Consider the following 19,779-nt stretch of genomic DNA (forward strand, 5'->3'; position numbering starts at 1 on the left):
AGGGGGGAAGTAGACTGGTCTAATTTTTTCGATCCTGGAAGTACGGTATGACGGGAGAGGAGGATTTGTATGCAAGCGAGTCAAGTTGCCCGGCACCCCCAAAAACAGAAGATCGAAATCCCAATCATCGGCGGCCCCTTTGACCGCCTGACCGCTGTTTTGGAGGAATTTGAGCCGGGTGAACAGGGATTCATCATTCATCCCGAGCAGTGTGGAGTTAGCCCTCGCACTGTCTCACATGTGGTAGAGCGAGAGGTTGAGGTGATCGTTCCCGCACGCCTGCACCTGGCGGTGCTAGACATGAACCGTTTCAGCATCGAACGGGTTGGGGGAGGGGGGATCGGGTTGGGGATCGGTGTTTACATGCGAGCCCGAGTCCGGTCCACTAAAGAACCGGAAATCGTCGTTAATGGGGAACGCCCCTTGATTGCTCTGCACTTTGCCAGAGTGTTCAAAGAGATACTTCAGTACCCCGGAGGACTGGTAATTGAGCTGGATGACCATAAAAGACGCCATGTCGGCCTCGGCTCATCTTCAGGCACCATGTGTGCCGCCTGTATCGGCATCAATGAGGTTTTAGGGAGGCCCTTCAACAACCGGGAGCTGCGGCGCATCACAGGCTACAACGCCTGCGAAGAAAGCCCCAGCGGAAACGGCTATATCATCAGAACCTTTGAAACAGGAATCGGTTCTATGGTAGGGATCAACGGCGGCCTTGTTGTGGGATCCGATGATGCGGAGCTGATCTACCGCGCACCACTGGAGGATACCAAGGTGATCATCCTGATCCCGGATGTGCCCAGCCTGGAGGATGAGTACACAGGAAAGGATACCGCAGCAGATGCTGAGGTAGGACTTCTACTGAGGCGTGCCCGCTGCCTTGATGCACGGATGGGGAACCCCAAAGCTCATATGATCCTGCTGGATCTCCTTCCAGCGATAATAAAAGGTAATCTTGAGGCGATCGGTGAAGCCCTGCTGGACATTTCCTTTACCGGTTCTAAAAGAGCGGAATGTGAACAGCACGGGTTGTGCGGAGCGCCCATCTTCAATTACATCGGACTTTTTCGTGAAATGGGAGCAGAGGCAGCCGGGATGAGTTCTGTGGGCCCCACGGTTTTTGCTCTCACCAGGAAACCCCTGGTTTACAACCGCATCTTAAAATACCTGCATGATCAGGGTTTCCCCTCCAGCAGGATTATCGAAACAGAGGTGGACAATACCGGGGCACGGATCATTGAAAACAGCGAGGAGAGGAACTACCTTGATGAAGGATGGCTGCAAGGTTAAAATCTGTGGAATCACCAATCTGGAAGACCGCGAGATGACAGCAGCGGCGGGAGCGGATTATTTCGGAGTAATCGTTGATGTCCCCTATTCACCACGCACCTTGAACAGGGAAACCGCAGCCGGTTTACTGAAAGACGCCCCTCTTGACGGGGTGGCTCTCGTCTTCCAACAGGATCTGCAGCAGATAAAGCACCTTGTGGAATTCTGCCAACCACAGGCTGTCCAGCTGTTGAACCCTGTGCCGCTGGATTGGCTGCGGGAACTAAAAGGATCCTTTCCCGAAGTAAGCTGGTGGCAGTCGCTTTTCCTGCCCGCTGCAGGGATAGCCGCCCCGCACCTGAATATTGAAGAACTACGGCACACCTGCGAGACCGCCACCGGCCTTTGCAGTTGCCTCCCGCACCCGAATATAGAAGGACTGCGGCTGCAGATGCAGGAGTTAGCCACAGCCGGAGCAGATGCAGTAATCTTAGACACAGCTGTGAAAAGAGCGGGTAAAACGCGATTCGGTGGTACAGGGCAAACCTCGAACTGGGAGCTGGCCTGTTCATTGGTAGAAACATCTCCCCTGCCAGTCTTTTTGGCAGGGGGGATCAAACCGTCAAATATTAAGGTGGCATTGGATGCAGTTCGTCCAGATGGAGTCGACCTCTGCTCAGGAGTAGAGGTCAGGCCAGGGCGCAAAGACCCCGCCAAACTGCGGGAACTGATTGATCTTGTACGGATATGGGAAAAGGAGAACAACTGAGGAAAGGATGAAAGATAAATGAAAGCAGCCATAGTACATGGCGCAAATGACATTCGTCTTGAAGAGGTGCCACAGCCGGTTCCTGAACCGGGAGATATTGTAGTGCGTGTAAGGGCTTCAGGTATCTGTGCCACTGATGTGAAAACACTCCTTGGGCAGGGTCTGCCTAAAGATTTGCCTATTATTTTAGGACATGAAGTGGCCGGAGAGGTCTCTTCTTTAGGAAAGGGGGTGGAAGGCTTTGAGGTCGGCGACCGTGTGGCGGTCTACCCTATCGCTGTCTGTGGAGAGTGCGACTACTGCCTTGGTGACCGGCACAACCTCTGCCGCCACGAGTTTGGGCTTGCCCATGGGATCGATGGGGGATTTGCCGAGTATGTGCGCATCCCGCGTCAGATCATCAATATCGGAGGTGTTGTGAAACTTCCGCCTGAATTACCCTTTGAACTGGCAGCACTGGCTGAACCCCTCTCCTGTGGCCTGGCAGCTCTGCGGGTAAACAAGGTAAAACAAGGTGATACTGTTGTTATCGTCGGAGCAGGTCCCATGGGGACGATCCACCTGCTATTGGCTAAATGGCGTGGAGCCAAGGTTTTTATCATCGAGCAAAAAGTTAGCCGCCAGGAGTTCGCCAAAAACCTGGGGGCAGATGCGGTCATCGACCCCCATAGCCAGGATCCCCTGGAAGCAGTCATGAAACTGACCGGTGGGGATGGAGCAGAAGTGGTGATAACATCTTTGAGCGATCCACAGGTGATCGAGGATTCCCTTCCCCTGGTGAAAAAGGGCGGTGTCTTCAATATCTTCGGCGGTCCACCCGCAGGCCACAAGATCAGAATCGACCCACGCTTGCTCCACTACCGGGAGATCACCATCACAGGCAGCTTCGCCTCCACACCAGGGGACTTTCGAGAGGCTGTCTATCTGATCGGTTCCCAGGAGATCGATGCCGCCCGTTTAATCACTGACCGCTTCAGCCTTGATAACATGCTGGAAGCAGTGGAAAGAGCCCGCAGCTTAGAGATGATCAAAGGAATAGTACTTATGGGGTGACAGAAATGCACCGGGGACGGTTCCTAGCGCATTTCTGCACCGGACGTGCGAGGACTTCCGGCATCTGACTTCTGTTTTTTGGTTGGTCGTTGGAAAAGAAATTATTATGAGGTCTGAAAATCGTTTTTTAATTAACCAAGCCGATTACAAAATGAGATATGGGAAGCGGGAGGTTGGAAGTGAGAAGAGAAGTAGGAAGGCGGAAGTCGGAGAAAAGTAATAAAGCAATAAAGCAAGCCTGGCACCGGGAAGGAGGAAAATAGTTGACTGGATTAAAGAACAGGATGAAAAGGATCATCAAACCGGATACTGGGCGCAGCCTGGTCATCGCCATCGACCACGGCTATGCCCTGGGACCTGTGAAAGGAATCGTGGACATCGCCGGAACGATACGTGAGCTTGATGCCACAGGCCAGGTGGATGCCTGGCTGCTCACCAAGGGAATCTTTCGCCATGCATTTGAACCTGCCGGCAGCCCGGGAGTTATCCTGCGCATTTCAGGTGGGGCAACCATCACCGGGCCAGATATCACCAATGAAGGATTGGTAACATCTGTAGAGGAGGGGCTTTCCCTCGGTGCTGATGCCATGGCTGTATCAGCCTTTATCGGGTCGGAAAATGAGCGGGAAACCCTTGTAGGATTAGCGCGGGCTGCAGATGACTGCCACCGCTGGAATGTGCCCCTTTTAGGTGTCATCGGCCTGGGCAAGGCATTGGGAGAGAAGAAAAATGATACCAGATTCCTTGCCTTGAGCGCCCGGGTAGCAGCAGAGCACGGCGCAGATATGATCAAGACCTACTACACTGAACAGGGCTTTGAGGATGTTGTTGCCGGATGCCTGGTACCCATCATGATCGCCGGCGGCCCCAAGTGTGAAACTGACCTGGATACCTTGAAGATGATCCATGGCGCACTGCAAAGGGGTGCCTGTGGGATTGTCATGGGTCGGAACATCTGGCAGAGTCCCCACCCAGCAGCACTCCTCAATGCTGTCTGGCACCTGATTCACAAGAACTGCTCAGTCGTAGAGGCACAAGATGTTTTGGAGAAAAGCACAGCATAAATATAGCTCACAGGTATACAAAGGCACATTCCTTAACATTATGGAAGCTGTGTAATAAATTTGAACAGGATTCAGAAAAAATACAACTCATTAAACCAGGCCGGTGAATACTCACCGGCCTAAATACCATATCACTGCCACCTATGTAGAATAGCCTCTATAAACTCTACCTCTATTGACTCTATTTTAGTAGAGTATCCTATAAAGAAGGCTAGGTTGGGTGATTTGACGCTTACCTTCATTTAACTGTAACAAATACCGAAAATTCCTTTTCCCAATAACTAACCAATACTATTTGAATGCCTGAAATATGCAGATCAATCTTGCATTAACCGATGATAGGTATCAACCATCGCCCTCCTTTCATTTCAACCCTTGAAAAGCTCACCTGTACAAACCCGGAAAAAAGTTTGACAGAACACTAGCAGCCAACACAGGGCAAGCAAACAATAACAAATAAACCCATAGGATTTGAGTGGCGGACACTGGAAAATTGACGCAATTAAAAAGGTTGCCCCTGCATAAGCACCCAGAGGGAAGGTGAACGCCCACCAGGATAATGCATAGGGCAGGTTCCTGTGCAAAATATTGATCAACGTAACAATACCGGCGATGATCAGCCACCAGAAGCCGAAACCCCAATAGATTAAACCAAAAAGATTTATTGCTGACTGAACAAAGCCCCCCAGCCAATGACCACTCGCCGCCCCCAAATTCAGCAAGGCAAGGGTACCTGCTCCGATTGGACCCAAGTAGATCCAAATGGTAGGAACTAAACTGCCCGGCAGAGGAGGAGCTACGATCAATCTATAGAAACAAATCACCGCCAGGAAGATGAAAAGAAAGAACCCCATCCCCCATAAAGCATAATTGATCAGCAGCAATAGTTTTTGAAAATACTGTGGCCAGTAGGGCAGGAGTTTTGCACCGGCAATGGGAGCCACAATGAGACTGACTGGCGGCATAAACCAGGCCGGGTTCAAATCTGCAATCGTTACCTTATTGAAAAAGTTGATTACAGGTGTGGCAATGGCAAATACCAGAGCCAAAATCGCTCCTAAAACCCAGCAGGCTTTGGCAAAACTGACCGCCAACTCCATACCGAGGAATCCTGTTCCTACAACCAGGAAATCTACCGCTAACACCAGGCATCCGATTGGCAGCGTGGCATAGAATTGCCCTATAATAGGGTGATTAAGGTCACGCAGAGCATACTCTGTAAATAAAAACCAACGAGTGATCCAGGGAATAAGCAGTACACAAAAGAGGATGACATTGAGTATCCATAAACCAACTGCCACACTGTTCAACCAAGGCCAGTAGCAGGAGTAGTATTTGCTGGTAACCGCAAAAATTCCAGTCCCCATAACAGAAGCGAACCAGGACGGGGCAAAATTCTTGATCACCTGTTTAAAACCCCTTATCTCAGGTTCAGACAAATCCGAATGCGCATCCAAAACAACCTCTCCTTTCCACACCTTCTCAATGATACAAGGCATTATTCCTTACTTACATTCTAATGACACCCGCCTCTATATTCACTGCACATTCTTGTCATGTTTCTGCACTATTTTTAGGCAGATTGATCAACATATCGAAGATCCAAAAGAAAGACATAAAAAAATACCGGTTTTTCCGGTACAGATAGTCCAGGCAGATATTTTTACTCTATCTTGTAACTTTATGCTTTTTTCTATAAAGTCCTGGTGTGGTGCCGGTTTTTTTCTTAAACAGACGTGAAAAATAATTGGCATCTTCATAGCCTGCCTGTTCGGCGATATCAGAGATGGAAAGTACGGAGTTGGTTTTAAGCAGTTCTTTGGCCTTTTCTAATCTTATTGTTGTGAGAAACTCCGTTAATGTTTGTCCCTGCTCCCGGCTGAACAGATAGGAAAAATAGGCCGGACTAAGATGAACCTGCTGCGCCACTTCCTCAAGTGTAAGCGATTTCATATAATTCTTCAAAACATAGTCAACTGCTGATTTGACATATTGCTGAGACCTGGTCAAACTGCTTGGACAGGTTACTGTTAAACGGGAGGCAGCAATTTCCTCAACACAAATACTGATTGCTTGCCTCAGATCTTCCGGATGTACAGGTTTGACAAGATAATCTTTTGCTCCACAGCGAACTGCCTCCTGAGCGTAATTAAAATATGCATATGCCGTTAAAAAAATAATCCTGGTTTGGGGATTTACTTGCATAATCTTTTGGGCAGCAGCAATACCGTCTTGACCGGGCATTTTAATATCCAGCAAAATAATCTCTGGCCGATACTGTTTTGCCAAGACTACTGCTTCCTGACCTGTGCCTGCTTCTAGAATAGTATTAAAGGAAAATTTGAAATTTTCAATCATCTGTCTAAGCCCACGACGAACGATAGGCTCATCATCTGCCAGTAAAATCTTCACTTCCTCACTACCTCATATAATGAAGGAACCCGGAGCGTTACTTCCGTTCCCCGGTTCTTTTCACTCTTAATGCTGACACCATAATCTTTACCATAAAGCGCACGGCAGCGTGTGTGAACATTGATGATCCCGATTTCACTCACTTCACCTGGCAATTCCTCTCGATTGAGATTTTCAAATATTTTTTTTAATTCTTGAGGTGTCATACCAACGCCGTTATCCCTTACATGAAATATTAAATCTTCCCCCTGTACTTCTGCCTGTAATTCCAGATGCCCAACCCCTTCGTAGGGTTCCAATCCGTGTGTAAGCGCATTTTCCACCAGCGGCTGTAGTGATAATGTAGGTATCTGGGCATCTAGGATACCACAAGGAATATCCATTACAATCTGAACCCTGTCTTCAAAACGTGTTTTATGGATGAGAAGAAGATTCTTCACAACATCCATCTCTTCTTTTACAGAAGTCAGCAGATCACTATCATTAAGCCTGGCCCGCAGCAGACTACTCAAGGCATTGATGATATCCGGTGTTTTTTTCGCTCCTTCTATGACAGATAACATCTGGATCGTATTAAGGGTGTTAAACAGGAAATGGGGATTAATCTGATAGCTGAGCGCGCGCAACTCTGAGTTTAGTAATGCTTTTTCTGTCTCCGCCTGCTGGATTTTGGCTTCAGTAGCCCCCAACCTTAAAAAACAATTGCTGACAGCATAAAGTGTCTCACCAAGCAGCAGCACCTTTTCGCGCTTTTTAACCGGTATCTCCTCGTAATATGCTAGCAACCTCTCGTCATGCAAATTCAAATCAGCAACTTTTTGTAAAACCTGTCTTGCATCTTGAGTGCCGGTGTCTATTCTAATCTCTCCTGTTGCCAATGCTCCGACACCCCCTTGTTCACCTTGTAGAGGGACAGTAAGAACATATAAACCTGCATGGCAGGAGAATAAATGGTGTTTTTTCGGGTTAAGATAAACACACTTTTGGGCTGTTTCTCGGCATCGTTGATAACCTACAGGATGACTGCGAATTAAACGGCAGAAATTGCATTGTTGTTTATTGATAGGAGTATAAATATAGGCCCCTGAAGAGTTTACATATTTAATCCAACTCTCATAAGTAATGCTTAAGTTCTCCAGCAACGGTTGAATAATACCCAGGTTTTGTTGAAAGGGGATATCGTCCTTACTTCCCATAAATAAACAAACCCCCTCTCTCTTTAACTTTTATCAAAAAGTTCTATGATATGACAGTTCTATTAGGCCGATAAACTCGGTCAGCAAGAGACCTTGTTGAACACCTCTGATCATATAATACAACATTGTTCAGCTTATTCCTTCCATTTTTATATAATTTGGCCGAAAAGCCTCGCCCATGTGGGGATGAAGCACACCCGACACCTAATTCATTAAGCTCCTAAATTGCGTGTTAGCTGCTGTTTCCTGCCACGGTTAACTGCTACCAAGGCACCTGTGCTGCTGAAAAAAGCGGGCAGCAAAAGCAGCGCCAAAAGTTCGCGAACACCCGGGGCCACGGGAAAGAGCATATAGATAAGGGTCAAGGCCAATCCACCGGTACAGACCCCTATTAACCCTGCGGGCACCCAGTTCCTGATGCCCCCCTTATGACCGGCTACATAGCCGCCGCAAAAGACACTCAAAAAAAGGACAATGGATAAAATAAGAACTGAGAAAATAGGTGCCTTTACTTGAAAATAAAACATAAATCGCTGCCAAGATCATCCCTATAAAAACCAGAAAAATAGAGGTTCCTGCCCCCAGTAGCAGAGCGGAACCTCTTTTTATTTTCCTCACCTGTGATCACCCCCACAAAAAAATTGATGTCAGATGCCGGAGGTTGCTTCCGTCCCTCTGTTTTCATTATCTGACGGTGACAACTGGGCAACATGAACATCTACGCTAAATAGATGTCAGAAGTTACCACAAACTGCTTCCAATAGTTTCGTATCATTAGATACTTTAGCCTCTGTTTTTCATATCTGCTGGTGCTACCTAGTTGGCATGTCATCTACCATATTTTTACGCCTTTACTCCCCCAATTATTACCCAGTAACATTGCCCTGATATGCTGCCTGGCACCTGTATTACCAGCACCTGCTATTACCCTGGGACAGTCACCCCGGAGAATCACCTGGCCCCCATCATTTTTACAACTGAAAAGAACCAACAAAAATAAAAAGGGGGAGACTAGATATTTCTAATCTCCCTGCAGAAATATATTTGAACAGAGAACTATTTCACCGGAATAAATTTATCTGCTACTATCTTTTGTCCTTCAGAGCTCAGTACAAATTCTATATAGGCTTTGACAATGCCCTCTGGTTCACCCTTGGTCAGGTAGAGAAACGGCCGGGCAATTTTGTAGGTTCCGTCTAGTATAGTAGCCTCGGTAGGTTCAATTCCACCAATTTTAAGGGCTTTTACCGATTTATCCAAACTACCAAGAGAAATATAGCCTATCCCATTAATATCACCTGCAACAGCAGTACGGAGAGCACCTGTGGCATTCAGCACACTCGCTTTTCCGCTGATTTTAGTGTCTTTTCCCATGACCATCTCTTGAAAGGCATCCCGGGTTCCAGAGCCCTCTTCTCTGGTAAACAGGTTAATCGCTGCGCTCTTCCCGCCGACATCATCCCAGTTAGTGATCTCTCCTGCAAATATTTTTCTTGTTTGTTCAACAGTGAGTTCATTTACTTTGTTTTGCGGGTGAACAACGATAGCAATTCCATCTTTAGCAATGATTGTTTTGCTAAGAGAGCCAGCCTCATCGGGCTTAAGGTCCCGGGAAGAGGCTCCGATTTCCGCCGTGCCTTCTTGTGCTGCTTTAATCCCTGCCCCAGAACCACCTCCGGCAACGTTAATATCAACCTGCGGATGCTTTTCCTTGAAAGCCATGGCTAATTCCTCAGAGAGCGGCTGTACAGAAGTTGAACCAGCAACAGTAATAGCTCCTTTCAATTCCGATGACCCTTTTCCTTTCGTGGGATCCTGACCAGAATCGCTGCACCCAACTGCCGCCCCTATTAAAAGCAAAGCGGTCATCATTATACCCAATAACTTTACCTTAGAAATTTTCACTGCTCACATACCTCCTCAAATAATTAATTTTGGCTTCTTTCTCATAGTAAACATTGATAATTAACAACCCATTACGGCTATGTTAAGAAAATCACCCATTTAATTAAGGGACTGTTAATTGATAAAGGGACGGGGGTGTTGACACAAATATGTTGTTATGGTATTGATTACCTTGGGGTGATTTTTTTGCCAAGAACAGCAAGGACAAAAAGTGAAAGTGGAATATACCATATTATTATGAGGGGAATAAACCGCCAAATTCTATTCGAGGAAGAAGAAGATAGTGTAAAATTCATTCAAACCATACAAAAATATAGGGAAATTTGTGAATATAAGTTATATGCTTATTGTTTAATGGGGAACCACCTGCATTTACTACTAATGGAAGGTAAAGACCCATTAGGCACTGTTATGCGGAGGATATGCAGTAGTTATGTTATATGGTATAACAAAAAATATAACAGAGTAGGTTACTTGTTTCAGGATCGTTTTAAAAGTGAGCCAATAGAAGACGCTACATATTTTCTCACAGTACTTCGGTACATCTTTCAAAATCCTGTGAAGGCCGGTATTGTAACAAGAGTGGAAGACCATGTCTGGACAAATTATTCCGATTATTTCGAAGAAAGTAGTAAAACCGACATTGACTTTGTCCTTAGTTTATTTCACACAGATCGAAAAAAGGCTATAAGCAGCTTCCTAGAATTCATAAACCAGGAAAACAATGATCAATGCTTGGACGTTGAAAGAAGGCAAATAACCGATGCCGAGGCCGTAAAAATAATCAAAAAACATTGCAAAGTTGACCATGCCATTGATTTACAAAAGTTTGATGTAAACAAACGGAATCAATGTTTAAAGGATCTTAAGAAGGTATATGGTCTATCCATCAGGCAAATTGAGAGGTTAACTGGAATCAGTAGGGGAGTAATTCAAAAGATATAATGCGACAAAACCCCCGTCCCCCTGTCACAAAAACGGTGCAGCTCCCCAGCTTCCTAGCCGCACCGTTTTACTCAAATCATATCAGTCTTTTTATTGAGGGCCGCCTGGGCATTTGTCATCTCATCATCTCATAAGATGACAAGACCCCCGTCCCCCTGTCACCCTAGGGCTTCATTCAAAACCTGATCCATATGGTCAACAAGCACAAAGTTGAGTTTTCTTTTCACATTGGGGGGGATCTCCTCAAGATCCTTTTTGTTTTCCGTTGGCATAATTACAGTTTTGATTCCTACCCGGTGTGCAGCGAGCACCTTTTCTTTGATGCCGCCCACAGGAAGAACACGTCCTCGCAGGGTGACTTCCCCGGTCATGGCCACATCATGCCTGATGCGTCTGCCGGTTAGGGCTGAAACCAGGGCAGTTGCCATGGTAATTCCGGCTGAGGGCCCATCTTTAGGAATGGCACCCTCCGGAATATGAATATGCAGGTCATGTTTTTCGTGAAAGTCTTCATCCAGTTGGAGATTGTCTGCCCGGGAGCGGACGAAACTGAAGGCTGCCTGGGCAGATTCCTTCATCACATCGCCCAACTTGCCGGTAAGGGTAATCTTACCCTTGCCCCTTACGGATACCCACCTCTACACTGAGTACCTCACCGCCGACCTCTGTCCAGGCGAGGCCTGTGGCCACCCCAACTTCGTTTTCTTTCTCCTTTTCACCGGAGTGAAAGCGTGGGATCCCTAAAAAGGCATCCACATTGGCCGCGGTAACCTTGACGCGGTATTTCTTGTCATTGACCACCTCCCGGGCTGTCTTGCGGCAGATGGTCGCAATTTCCCGCTCCAGGTTGCGCACACCTGCTTCCCGGGTATACTGTCTGATGATATCGCGCAGAGCGTTCTCCGAAAACTGGAGATGATGCGGTTTGAGCCCATGCTCTTTCAGCTGCTTGGGAACCAGGTGGCGTTCGGCGATCTTCACCTTTTCCTCCTCAGTGTAACCTGAGAGATGGATCACTTCCATCCGATCAAGCAGCGGCCGAGGTATGTTGTACTCCACATTGGCAGTGGTAATAAACATCACCTTGGAGAGGTCAAAGGGCACCTCAATATAGTGGTCACTGAAGGCATGGTTCTGTTCTGCATCCAGCACCTCCAGCAGAGCAGAACTGGGATCCCCTCGGAAATCGGCATTCATCTTATCTACCTCATCCAGGAGGAAAACAGGGTTCTTTGTCCCCGCCTGCTTCATCCCCTGGATAATCCTGCCCGGAAGTGCACCAACATAAGTCCGCCTGTGACCCCGGATTTCTGCCTCATCACGGACACCACCCAGGGAAATCCGCACAAATTTTCGCCCCATTGCTCGAGCAACTGACCGCCCCAGTGAGGTCTTACCAACACCTGGTGGACCAACAAAACATATAATGGGGCCACGTATCTTGGTCGCCAATTTTCTAATTGCCAGGTACTCCAGGATCCGCTCCTTAGGCTTCTCTAGGGCGTAGTGATCCGCCTCTAGAATCTCCTCAGCCTTATCCAGCTTGAGACGGTCTCTCGTCTCCTTTGTCCATGGCAAAGATAACAGCCAATCCAGGTAGTTCCGGACTACCACCGCCTCTGCAACCATCGGCGGCATCTTTTCCAAGCGGTCCAGCTCTTTGAGGGCTTTCTCCTCAACTTCTTCGGGAAAGTTTGCCTCAGCAATGCGCTCCCGCAATTCCTCTACCTCAGCCTGGCGCTCATCCTTTTCACCCAATTCCTTCTGGATCGCCCGCATCTGCTCACGCAGATAATACTCCTTTTGCGTCTTTTCCATCTGCTTCCGCACACGCATGTTGATCTTGCGCTCCAGATCCAGGATCTCCATCTCTCGAGAAAGGATCTTCCCTAACTCTTTCAAGCGCTCCTTGGGATCGAAGGCCTCAAGTATGGCCTGTTTATCCCCTACGCGCAGGTTGATATGAGCCGCAATAATATCCGCAAGCCGCCCCGGGTCATCGATGGAAACAATAGAAACCGCAGCCTCCGGAGGAATTTTCTTACCTGCCTTGACATATTCCTCGAACTGGTTGGTCACTGTTCTCATCATTGCTTCGACCTCAGGGGTCTTTTCATAATCCTCTTGATATTCATCAACAACTACCTGGATAAAGGGCTCTGAAGACAGGTAGTGTTTAATCCTTCCTCTCCTCAGACCCTCCACCAGCACACGGAAAGTTCCCCCCGGCAGCTTAAGCAGCTGCTTAATTTCAGCAATTGTTCCTACCTGATAGAGGTCATCTTCCCGCGGCTCATCTGTCTGAGCTTCTCTCTGGGTGACAAGAAAAATCTCCCGGTCATGGAGCATCGCTTCATCGATAGCGCCAACCGACTTTTCTCTCCCCACATCGAGATGAATTACCATGTACGGAAATACCAAAAGACCGCGCAAGGGAAGCAGTGGTATAGTGCGCCCATCCTCGTCCTCGTCACGCTGAACCATAATGCTTTCTTCGAAATGTTGGTCTTGTTTCTGAGACATACAGCCACCCCCTTTTCACCTGGGAAGATGTTTTGTTTAACTACATTCTACCCCAAGCTTGATAGTTCCTGCAACAAAATGGACCCTAACTTAATGGAAAAGGGGTAGCAGCATCTCATGCTGATACCTGTCCGGTTCGACGAATCGGAGGAAAGGCCAGGCTGATCACCTCTTCCAAATGACGAACCGGAATCACCTCAAGGGGGGCTTCACGGAAAAGCTCCTGCCAATTTTCCTGTGGAATCAACACTCTTTTCGCACCCGCCCTAAAGGCAGCCTCTACTTTGGCCACAATTCCCCCAACAGGCTTCGACATCCCCCAGCAGAGAGATCTCACCGGTCATAGCTACCTGGTTGTCCACCTGCTTCTTAGTAAGGGCAGAGTAGATACCCACAGCAATAGCCACACCCGCAGATGGCCCATCTGTAGGCACAGCTCCGGGGAAGTTGATATGGATATCATAACGCCGCGGATCCTCATCAAGAAAGCCTCTCAGTGTTGTCAGAGCATTATCTACAGAGTTCCTGATCATGCTCTTACAGCGTACACGCCTTCCCGCCAGGCCGCCCATTTCCTCTTCCTCCACAATACCAGTCACCTTTACTTCTCCACGCTCCTGCAGAGGAGGATTTACAGACACCTCAATCTCCAGAAGTGTCCCCAAATTTGGCCCCATCACAGCAAGGCCGTTAACCAGCCCAACCGCAGGCTCAGATGGGATCTTCCGCTCCGGGCGAGGGGAATACCGGCCGCTGTTCACCACCCACTCCACATCAGCTGCCAAAATCTCTTTTGTTTCCCTTTCTTGGGCGAGCCCGGCAGCAATTTGAATGATATTGACGGCCTCTCTGCCATTGCAGGCGTATTTGTCCACCACATCCAGTGCCCCTGGGCCAAAAGTGAACCCAACCCTTTGAACAGCATTCTCCGCTATTTTCCTGATCTCCTCAGGCAGCAGTGACCTGAAAAAGACCTCCACACACCGCGACCGGACAGCAGGGGAGATCTCCTCCGGCAGCCTGGTGGTAGCCCCAATCAGGCGGAAGTCAGCCGGCAGTCCGTTCTGGAAAATATCGTGGATATGTGCCGGAATATGTGTATCCTCAGAGTTATAATAGGCGCTCTCCAGGACCACCTTGCGGTCCTCCAGCACCTTCAAGAGCTTATTCAGCTGGATCGGATGCAGCTCTCCGATCTCATCGATAAAAAGAATTCCCCCATGGGCTTTAGTGACCGCCCCGGGCTTGGGCTGGGGGATCCCAGCCACTCCCATCGCCCCTGCTCCCTGGTAGATGGGATCATGCACAGAACCGATCAGGGGATCAGCGATCCCCCGCTCATCAAAGCGTGCAATGGTAGCATCCATCTCCACAAATTTAGCGTTCCTCCCGAAGGGAGATAAGGAATTGCTCTTGGCCTCCTCCAGTACAAGTCTGGCAGCCGCAGTCTTCCCCACCCCCGGTGAACCGTAAATCAGCACATGCTGGGGGTTAGGGCCACAGAGAGCGGCACGCAGGGCTTTCAGCCCCTCCTCCTGCCCGATGATCTCCTCAAAGCGCTGGGGGCGTGTTCTTTCAGCCAGCGGCTCAGCAAGCGAGATCCTGCGCAGGCGCTGGATCTTCTCCAATTCCTTTTTCGATTCCCGGTCCACTGCAACCCGGGTCCCCTGCTGACTGCGCAGGAGATTCCAAAAATACAAACCGACAACAACGACAAAAACGATCTGGATAATCCCGATCACACCACTAAATCCTGTCAAATTGGGATATGACACAACAACCACAGCTCCTATCCCGGTAATTTCCGATATTTAACACTCATTATTACCAGAAACCGTGGTTTTTAACCTGAACCGGGGAAGGCGTGCAACGGGGACGCGTGCAACGGGGACGGTTCCCGGTGCATTTCTGCGTGTAAGGGGGACAGTTTAGTGGTTAGTGGTTAGTGGTTAGTGGTTGGAATAAAAATACTGCCATGTTGCCTAAAAAAGATAACATTGTGATCTCGATCAATAGGACATTCTACCGACGACTGCTTCTCAGCCCCTCAGACTTCCGACTTCCAGTATCCGGCTTCTGTTCTTTAGGTTGGTGGTTAGAAAAGTTATGTTGTCTAAAGCGGATCGTTAAGGTCGCCAGGGTTATGTGTGCCATCCATTAAGCCACAAGGCTGGGCATTCCGATGCCCGGCTTCTGTTCTTTGGGTTGGTAGTTAGTCGGAAGTCGGAAAAAAGATGGGCTTGTACCTGGAAGCAACAAAGGGCTGAGCCACATATCATCTAACGCCACACTGGATGGCAAACACCTGGTACCGAGTTGACGCGAGTGAACGAGCACAAAAAAATAAGGGGTGCTGTGCACCCCTTATGCTGTTTCGCTCTTTTTCTTGCGGTCTTCGGTTACCTGTATCGGTTCTTCCTTTTTCTCGATAACCTCTTTGGTTATCACACACTTGGTAATGTCGTCCCTGGATGGTATATCATACATCACGTTGAGCATGATGTCCTCCAGGATTGCCCTCAAGCCCCGGGCACCTGTCTTTCTGCGCACAGCCTCTTTAGCCACTGCATGGAGAGCCTCATCTTTGAATTCCAAAGCGACTCCATCAAGCTCGAAGAGCTTCTGGTACTGTTTCGCCAGGGCATTCTTCGGCTCTGTCAGAATCTTGACCAGAGCGCCCTCATCAAGTGCCTCAAGAGTGACAATTACAGGAACCCTTCCCACGAACTCAGGAATCAGGCCATACTTCAGAAGATCCACCGGCATGATCTGGCTTAAAATCTCGCCAATTTCTTGCTCCTGGCGGATGATCTCCGCTCCGAAGCCGATGGTTTTCTTGCCTGTCCTGTTCTGGATGATCTTGTCTACTCCTTCAAAAGCACCCCCGCAGATAAACAGGATATTTGTTGTATCGATCTGGATAAACTCCTGGTGCGGATGTTTTCTCCCTCCCTGGGGAGGCACACTGGCAACTGTCCCCTCCAGGATTTTTAAAAGCGCCTGCTGTACCCCTTCCCCGGAGACATCCCGGGTGATCGACGGATTCTCTGATTTGCGAGCTATTTTATCTATTTCATCGATGTAGACGATTCCCTTCTCTGCCTTTTCCACATCATAGTCCGCAGACTGGATCAGCTTGAGCAGAATGTTTTCCACATCCTCCCCCACATAGCCGGCCTCAGTCAGAGATGTTGCATCAGCAATAGCAAAGGGCACATTTAAGATACGGGCCAGGGTCTGAGCCAAAAGGGTTTTCCCACAGCCCGTGGGACCAAGCATTACGATATTGCTCTTCTGGAGTTCCACATCATCGGCTCGCATCCCTACATTAATCCGCTTGTAATGATTGTATACGGCCACCGAAAGGATCTTCTTGGCATATTCCTGGCCAATAACATACTGATCGAGAACTGCTTTGATCTCCTGCGGTTTGGGAATGTCACTTAATTCTAATTCAGTGTCCTCACCCAGTTCTTCTTCTATGATTTCGTTGCATAGTTCAATGCACTCATCACAGATGTATACACCAGGCCCTGCAACCAGTTTCTTGACCTGGTCCTGCAGTTTGCCGCAGAAGGAACACTTCAGTTGTCCTTTTTCATCACCAAATTTGTACAAAAACGCGCACCTCCCTTAGGGATTACACCTTCTCATCAACCCGATAAGTGATTACATCGTCGATGATACCATACTCTTTCGCTTCCTTAGCGTCCATAAAGGTGTCACGATCGGTATCCTTTTTAATCTTCTCAAGTGGCTGGCCGGTCAGTTCTACAAGGATTTCATTAAGCCGGTCCCTTACCTTGATGATGCGCTTAGCATGAATTTCAATATCGGTAGCCTGCCCCTGAGCACCTCCCAAGGGCTGATGGATCAAAATCTCGCTGTTGGGAGTAGCAAAGCGCTTACCCTTATTGCCGGCAGCTAGCAGGAAAGCCCCCATGCTGGCCGCCAGACCGACACACATTGTAGAAACATCAGGTTTCACATAACGCATGGTATCGAAGATCGCCATCCCAGCGGTGATGGATCCGCCAGGAGAGTTAATGTAAATGAAGATATCCTTTTCCGGATCCTCAGCTTCCAGAAACAGAAGCTGTGCGATAATGATATTTGCTACATTATCATCTATGGGAGTACCCAAAAAAATAATCCTGTCCTTTAAAAGCCGCGAATAGATATCATACGCTCTTTCACCGCGATTCGTTTGCTCAACCACGACAGGAACCAAATACTGTGCCTTAGTCATCAGATCACCTGCTCTCATATTCTTATTTTCTTCTAACATTAATATACCAAATTAATGAACCTGTTAAAAGAGGCCGCAGTTGATCTAAACTCCGCGGCCCTTTCCATCCACCTTTTTGTGATTAATTCATTAATCTTCTTCAGGTGGCTGCGGTTCTTCTTGGCCGGCTTCATCCTGTTTCTCTTCTTGCTCTCCTGTTTCTTCCTGTGGTGGCTCCTCAGTAAGCGCAACTGCATTGTCGGCCAGGAAATCCCGCACCTTGTCAAAAAGCAGTCCCTCTTCCAGGAAGTAAAGCTGGTTTCTGGCTTCCAAATCTGCGCGAAGCTTATCTGCATCTACATTATACTGGGCAGACAGATCATCTATCTCCTCTGTTAATTCTTCAGGAGTTACCTTAATTCCTTCAGCCTTGGCCACTGCACCGAGCACAAGCCTAGTTTTGATCGCCGCTCGTGCCCCTTTCTCCAGTTCTTCGCGGAGTCCATCAGTATCTTTGTTGCTCATCTTCAGGTAGTCATCGACAGTAACCCGCTGCATGGCCAAACGCTGTACAAAGCGATTGGTTTCTATTTCTAGCTGTTGATTGAGCAAGGTTTCAGGAATATCCACTTCAACTCCATCAACAACCTTCTCCACAACCCTCTCCTTAAAGATGCGCCTGGCGTTAATATGCCCTGTTTCTTCCATTTTATCGCGCAGGAATTCTTTAAATTCATCAAGTGTTGCGCATTCACTGACATCTTTTGCAAAGTCATCATCGAGCTCCGGATACTCTTTCTCTTTAACAGCAATAATCTTCACCTTGAATTCAGCTTCTTTGCCTTCCAGGTCTTCGTATTGAAAAACCGATGGTAAATTCATGGTGATATTCTTCTCTTCTGCGGGTTTCATGCCCAACAAATGGGCCTCCAGACCAGGGATAAACTTTGCCGCCCCCACTTCTACAATCTGATCAGGTCCTGAAAGCCGCGGCTCTAGATCACCATCAACTCTTGTTTCCAGTTCAATAACTGCGACATCCCCGTCATCTACAGGTTTGTCACCGGCATCAACCAACCTGGCATGCCTCTGCTGCAGTAGTTTGAGGTGAGCCTCAATCTCATCATCCCCTACTTTTACCTCAGGTATAACCGCAGAAACACCTTTGTATTCTCCTAAATCAACCTCAGGAAGAACCTCTACTTTGGCATCGAAAATAAAGGGTTTCCCTTCTTCCATCTGTACAACATCGATCTCCGGTTTGTTGATTGGTTCGATGGCGGTTTCCCGAACTGCTTCTTCATAAGCCTCAGCGAGGAGGATTTCCAGGGCTTCCTCATAAAGAACCTCTTTCCCCAAACGCGCCTCCAAGATCGGGCGTGGTGTCTTTCCTTTGCGGAATCCGGGGATAAGAACTTTTTTTACAACTTTACGGTAGGCCTGATCAAACGCCTCTGCCACCTTTTCCTCTTCCACTTCCACGTGGATTGTTGCCTGGTTTTTTTCTATGCTTTCCAGGGTTGCGCGCATTTATGCTCCTCCTCATTCTTTGCTTGCCATTATCATATTTACAGGCATCCCCGGCTGTTACTTAATAGCCAAGCATGCCTTACAAACAGTATGGCTCTTGGTGCGGGAGAAGGGATTTGAACCCTTACGGTTAACCCACTGGATCCTAAGTCCAGCGCGTCTGCCAATTCCGCCACTCCCGCGCTTACGTAGCAATAATAGCACCGCTTTTTTTGTTCGTCAAGTCGATTTTCAGGAAAACTGGGATTAACGGGTGACAGGGGACAGCCCCCAGTGCACATGCATATCCCTCAGGCTCCCGACTTCCGGTTTCCGGCTTCCGTTTTTCGGGTTGATAGTTAGTCGTTTGTCGTTAGAAAAAAGATGGTGTCTGGCACACAAAAAACATCGTCATTAGAAAAAGGACGGTGCCTGACACCTGGAAGCATCATATATGAGTTTGGCTCTGTTTTTTATTTATGCCAGTGTCCACCTGGGCGACATAGCCTATCTACCAGGAATAAATACCCCCTCTTTCCGGTTACATTAAGTACAGGAATAACCAGTAACAAAAGGGGGCTTCTCAAAGATTAATGGAAAAAATAGTGGCTATTCTACTCTTGATTCTTCTAGGAGGCACTCTGGCGTATGTAATTTACACAAACATCATTATCCCTCTACGTAAACCCCCAGCGTAAAAACAGAGCCTGATGCCGGATGTTACAGCCTCTTAATCCTCTACAGGATTGAATTACCCTATCTGTCACCCGCAATCAACAACCTGGTCAAAAAAGTGGTTGGTGGTTGGTGGTTGGTGGTTAGTGGTTAGTGGTTAGTGGTTAGTGGTTAGTGGTTAGTGGTTAGTGGTTAGTGGTTAGTGGTTAGTGGTTAGTGGTTAGTGGTTAG

The 19,779-nt window shown here is 48.1% G+C and carries 15 protein-coding genes, 1 tRNA gene and 1 pseudogene; 5 read left to right on the forward strand and 12 right to left on the reverse strand.

Annotated elements, in window-relative coordinates; genetic code table 11:
- The first annotated feature begins 69 nt into the window (after positions 1-69).
- The 4 genes from SSCH_RS14325 (at position 70) to SSCH_RS14340 (ending at position 4,155) form a co-directional block, all read left to right on the forward strand.
- A complete protein-coding gene (locus SSCH_RS14325; protein ID WP_044666075.1) occupies positions 70-1,290 on the forward strand; it encodes a GHMP family kinase ATP-binding protein in 1,221 nt (406 codons plus the stop codon).
- The gene (locus SSCH_RS14330) at positions 1,268-2,038 is read left to right on the forward strand and encodes a phosphoribosylanthranilate isomerase (RefSeq protein WP_044666076.1); all 771 of its coding nucleotides are present in this window, start codon (positions 1,268-1,270) and stop codon (positions 2,036-2,038) included. The genes SSCH_RS14325 and SSCH_RS14330 overlap by 23 nt, the downstream gene beginning before the upstream one ends.
- Before the next feature lie 18 nt (positions 2,039-2,056).
- Positions 2,057-3,091, forward strand: a complete 1,035-nt coding sequence (locus SSCH_RS14335) for a zinc-dependent dehydrogenase (RefSeq protein WP_044666077.1) — start codon at positions 2,057-2,059, stop codon at positions 3,089-3,091.
- 263 nt (positions 3,092-3,354) lie between these two features.
- Positions 3,355-4,155, forward strand: coding sequence for a class I fructose-bisphosphate aldolase (locus tag SSCH_RS14340; RefSeq protein WP_044666078.1), 801 nt, complete (start codon positions 3,355-3,357; stop codon positions 4,153-4,155).
- 368 nt (positions 4,156-4,523) lie between these two features.
- On the opposite strand, the gene SSCH_RS14345 is transcribed toward SSCH_RS14340, so the two are convergent.
- The 5 genes from SSCH_RS14345 to SSCH_RS14365 form a co-directional block, all read right to left on the reverse strand.
- On the reverse strand, positions 4,524-5,594 hold the full coding sequence (locus SSCH_RS14345; RefSeq protein WP_232294504.1) for a TDT family transporter: 1,071 nt from the start codon (positions 5,592-5,594) through the stop codon (positions 4,524-4,526).
- Positions 5,595-5,823: 229 nt separating this feature from the next.
- Complete coding sequence (locus tag SSCH_RS14350; protein ID WP_044666079.1) at positions 5,824-6,567, reverse strand: response regulator transcription factor; 744 nt, start codon at positions 6,565-6,567, stop codon at positions 5,824-5,826.
- A complete protein-coding gene (locus SSCH_RS16995; RefSeq protein ID WP_052835696.1) occupies positions 6,564-7,763 on the reverse strand; it encodes a sensor histidine kinase in 1,200 nt (399 codons plus the stop codon). Before SSCH_RS16995 ends, SSCH_RS14350 begins: the two co-directional genes overlap by 4 nt.
- A 212-nt stretch (positions 7,764-7,975) precedes the next feature.
- Positions 7,976-8,290 carry a hypothetical protein gene (locus SSCH_RS14360; RefSeq protein WP_044666080.1) on the reverse strand — a complete coding sequence of 105 codons (315 nt, stop codon included), beginning with the start codon at positions 8,288-8,290 and terminating at the stop codon, positions 7,976-7,978.
- A 529-nt stretch (positions 8,291-8,819) separates the two neighbouring features.
- Positions 8,820-9,668 carry a phosphate ABC transporter substrate-binding protein gene (locus SSCH_RS14365; RefSeq protein WP_198142517.1) on the reverse strand — a complete coding sequence of 283 codons (849 nt, stop codon included), beginning with the start codon at positions 9,666-9,668 and terminating at the stop codon, positions 8,820-8,822.
- 186 nt (positions 9,669-9,854) lie between these two features.
- Between SSCH_RS14365 and SSCH_RS14370 the strand changes: the two genes are divergently transcribed.
- Complete coding sequence (locus SSCH_RS14370) at positions 9,855-10,613, forward strand: transposase (protein WP_044666081.1); 759 nt, start codon at positions 9,855-9,857, stop codon at positions 10,611-10,613.
- Positions 10,614-10,771: 158 nt separating this feature from the next.
- Here the strand turns inward: SSCH_RS14370 and lon are convergent.
- The 7 genes and pseudogenes from lon to SSCH_RS14400 all read right to left on the reverse strand — a co-directional run bounded on the left by lon (position 10,772) and on the right by SSCH_RS14400 (position 19,076).
- Positions 10,772-13,097, reverse strand: a pseudogene (lon, locus tag SSCH_RS14375) (endopeptidase La).
- A gap of 154 nt (positions 13,098-13,251) precedes the next feature.
- Positions 13,252-13,452: a S16 family serine protease gene (locus SSCH_RS22580; protein WP_232294505.1), complete on the reverse strand. Its 201-nt coding sequence runs from the start codon at positions 13,450-13,452 to the stop codon at positions 13,252-13,254.
- Positions 13,403-14,896: an ATP-dependent protease LonB gene (gene lonB, locus SSCH_RS14380; RefSeq protein WP_232294506.1), complete on the reverse strand. Its 1,494-nt coding sequence runs from the start codon at positions 14,894-14,896 to the stop codon at positions 13,403-13,405. Before lonB ends, SSCH_RS22580 begins: the two co-directional genes overlap by 50 nt.
- Before the next feature lie 604 nt (positions 14,897-15,500).
- Positions 15,501-16,754, reverse strand: coding sequence for an ATP-dependent Clp protease ATP-binding subunit ClpX (clpX, locus tag SSCH_RS14385; RefSeq protein ID WP_044666082.1), 1,254 nt, complete (start codon positions 16,752-16,754; stop codon positions 15,501-15,503).
- A 22-nt stretch (positions 16,755-16,776) separates the two neighbouring features.
- Positions 16,777-17,385, reverse strand: coding sequence for an ATP-dependent Clp endopeptidase proteolytic subunit ClpP (gene clpP / locus SSCH_RS14390; RefSeq protein WP_044666086.1), 609 nt, complete (start codon positions 17,383-17,385; stop codon positions 16,777-16,779).
- 129 nt (positions 17,386-17,514) lie between these two features.
- Positions 17,515-18,894: a trigger factor gene (gene tig, locus SSCH_RS14395; RefSeq protein ID WP_052835697.1), complete on the reverse strand. Its 1,380-nt coding sequence runs from the start codon at positions 18,892-18,894 to the stop codon at positions 17,515-17,517.
- A gap of 98 nt (positions 18,895-18,992) precedes the next feature.
- A tRNA-Leu gene (locus SSCH_RS14400) sits at positions 18,993-19,076 on the reverse strand.
- Positions 19,077-19,779: the final 703 nt, after the last annotated feature.

Origin of the sequence: Syntrophaceticus schinkii, from assembly GCF_000946815.1 — a bacterium.
Classification (GTDB): Bacteria; Bacillota; DSM-12270; order Thermacetogeniales; family Thermacetogeniaceae; genus Syntrophaceticus; species Syntrophaceticus schinkii.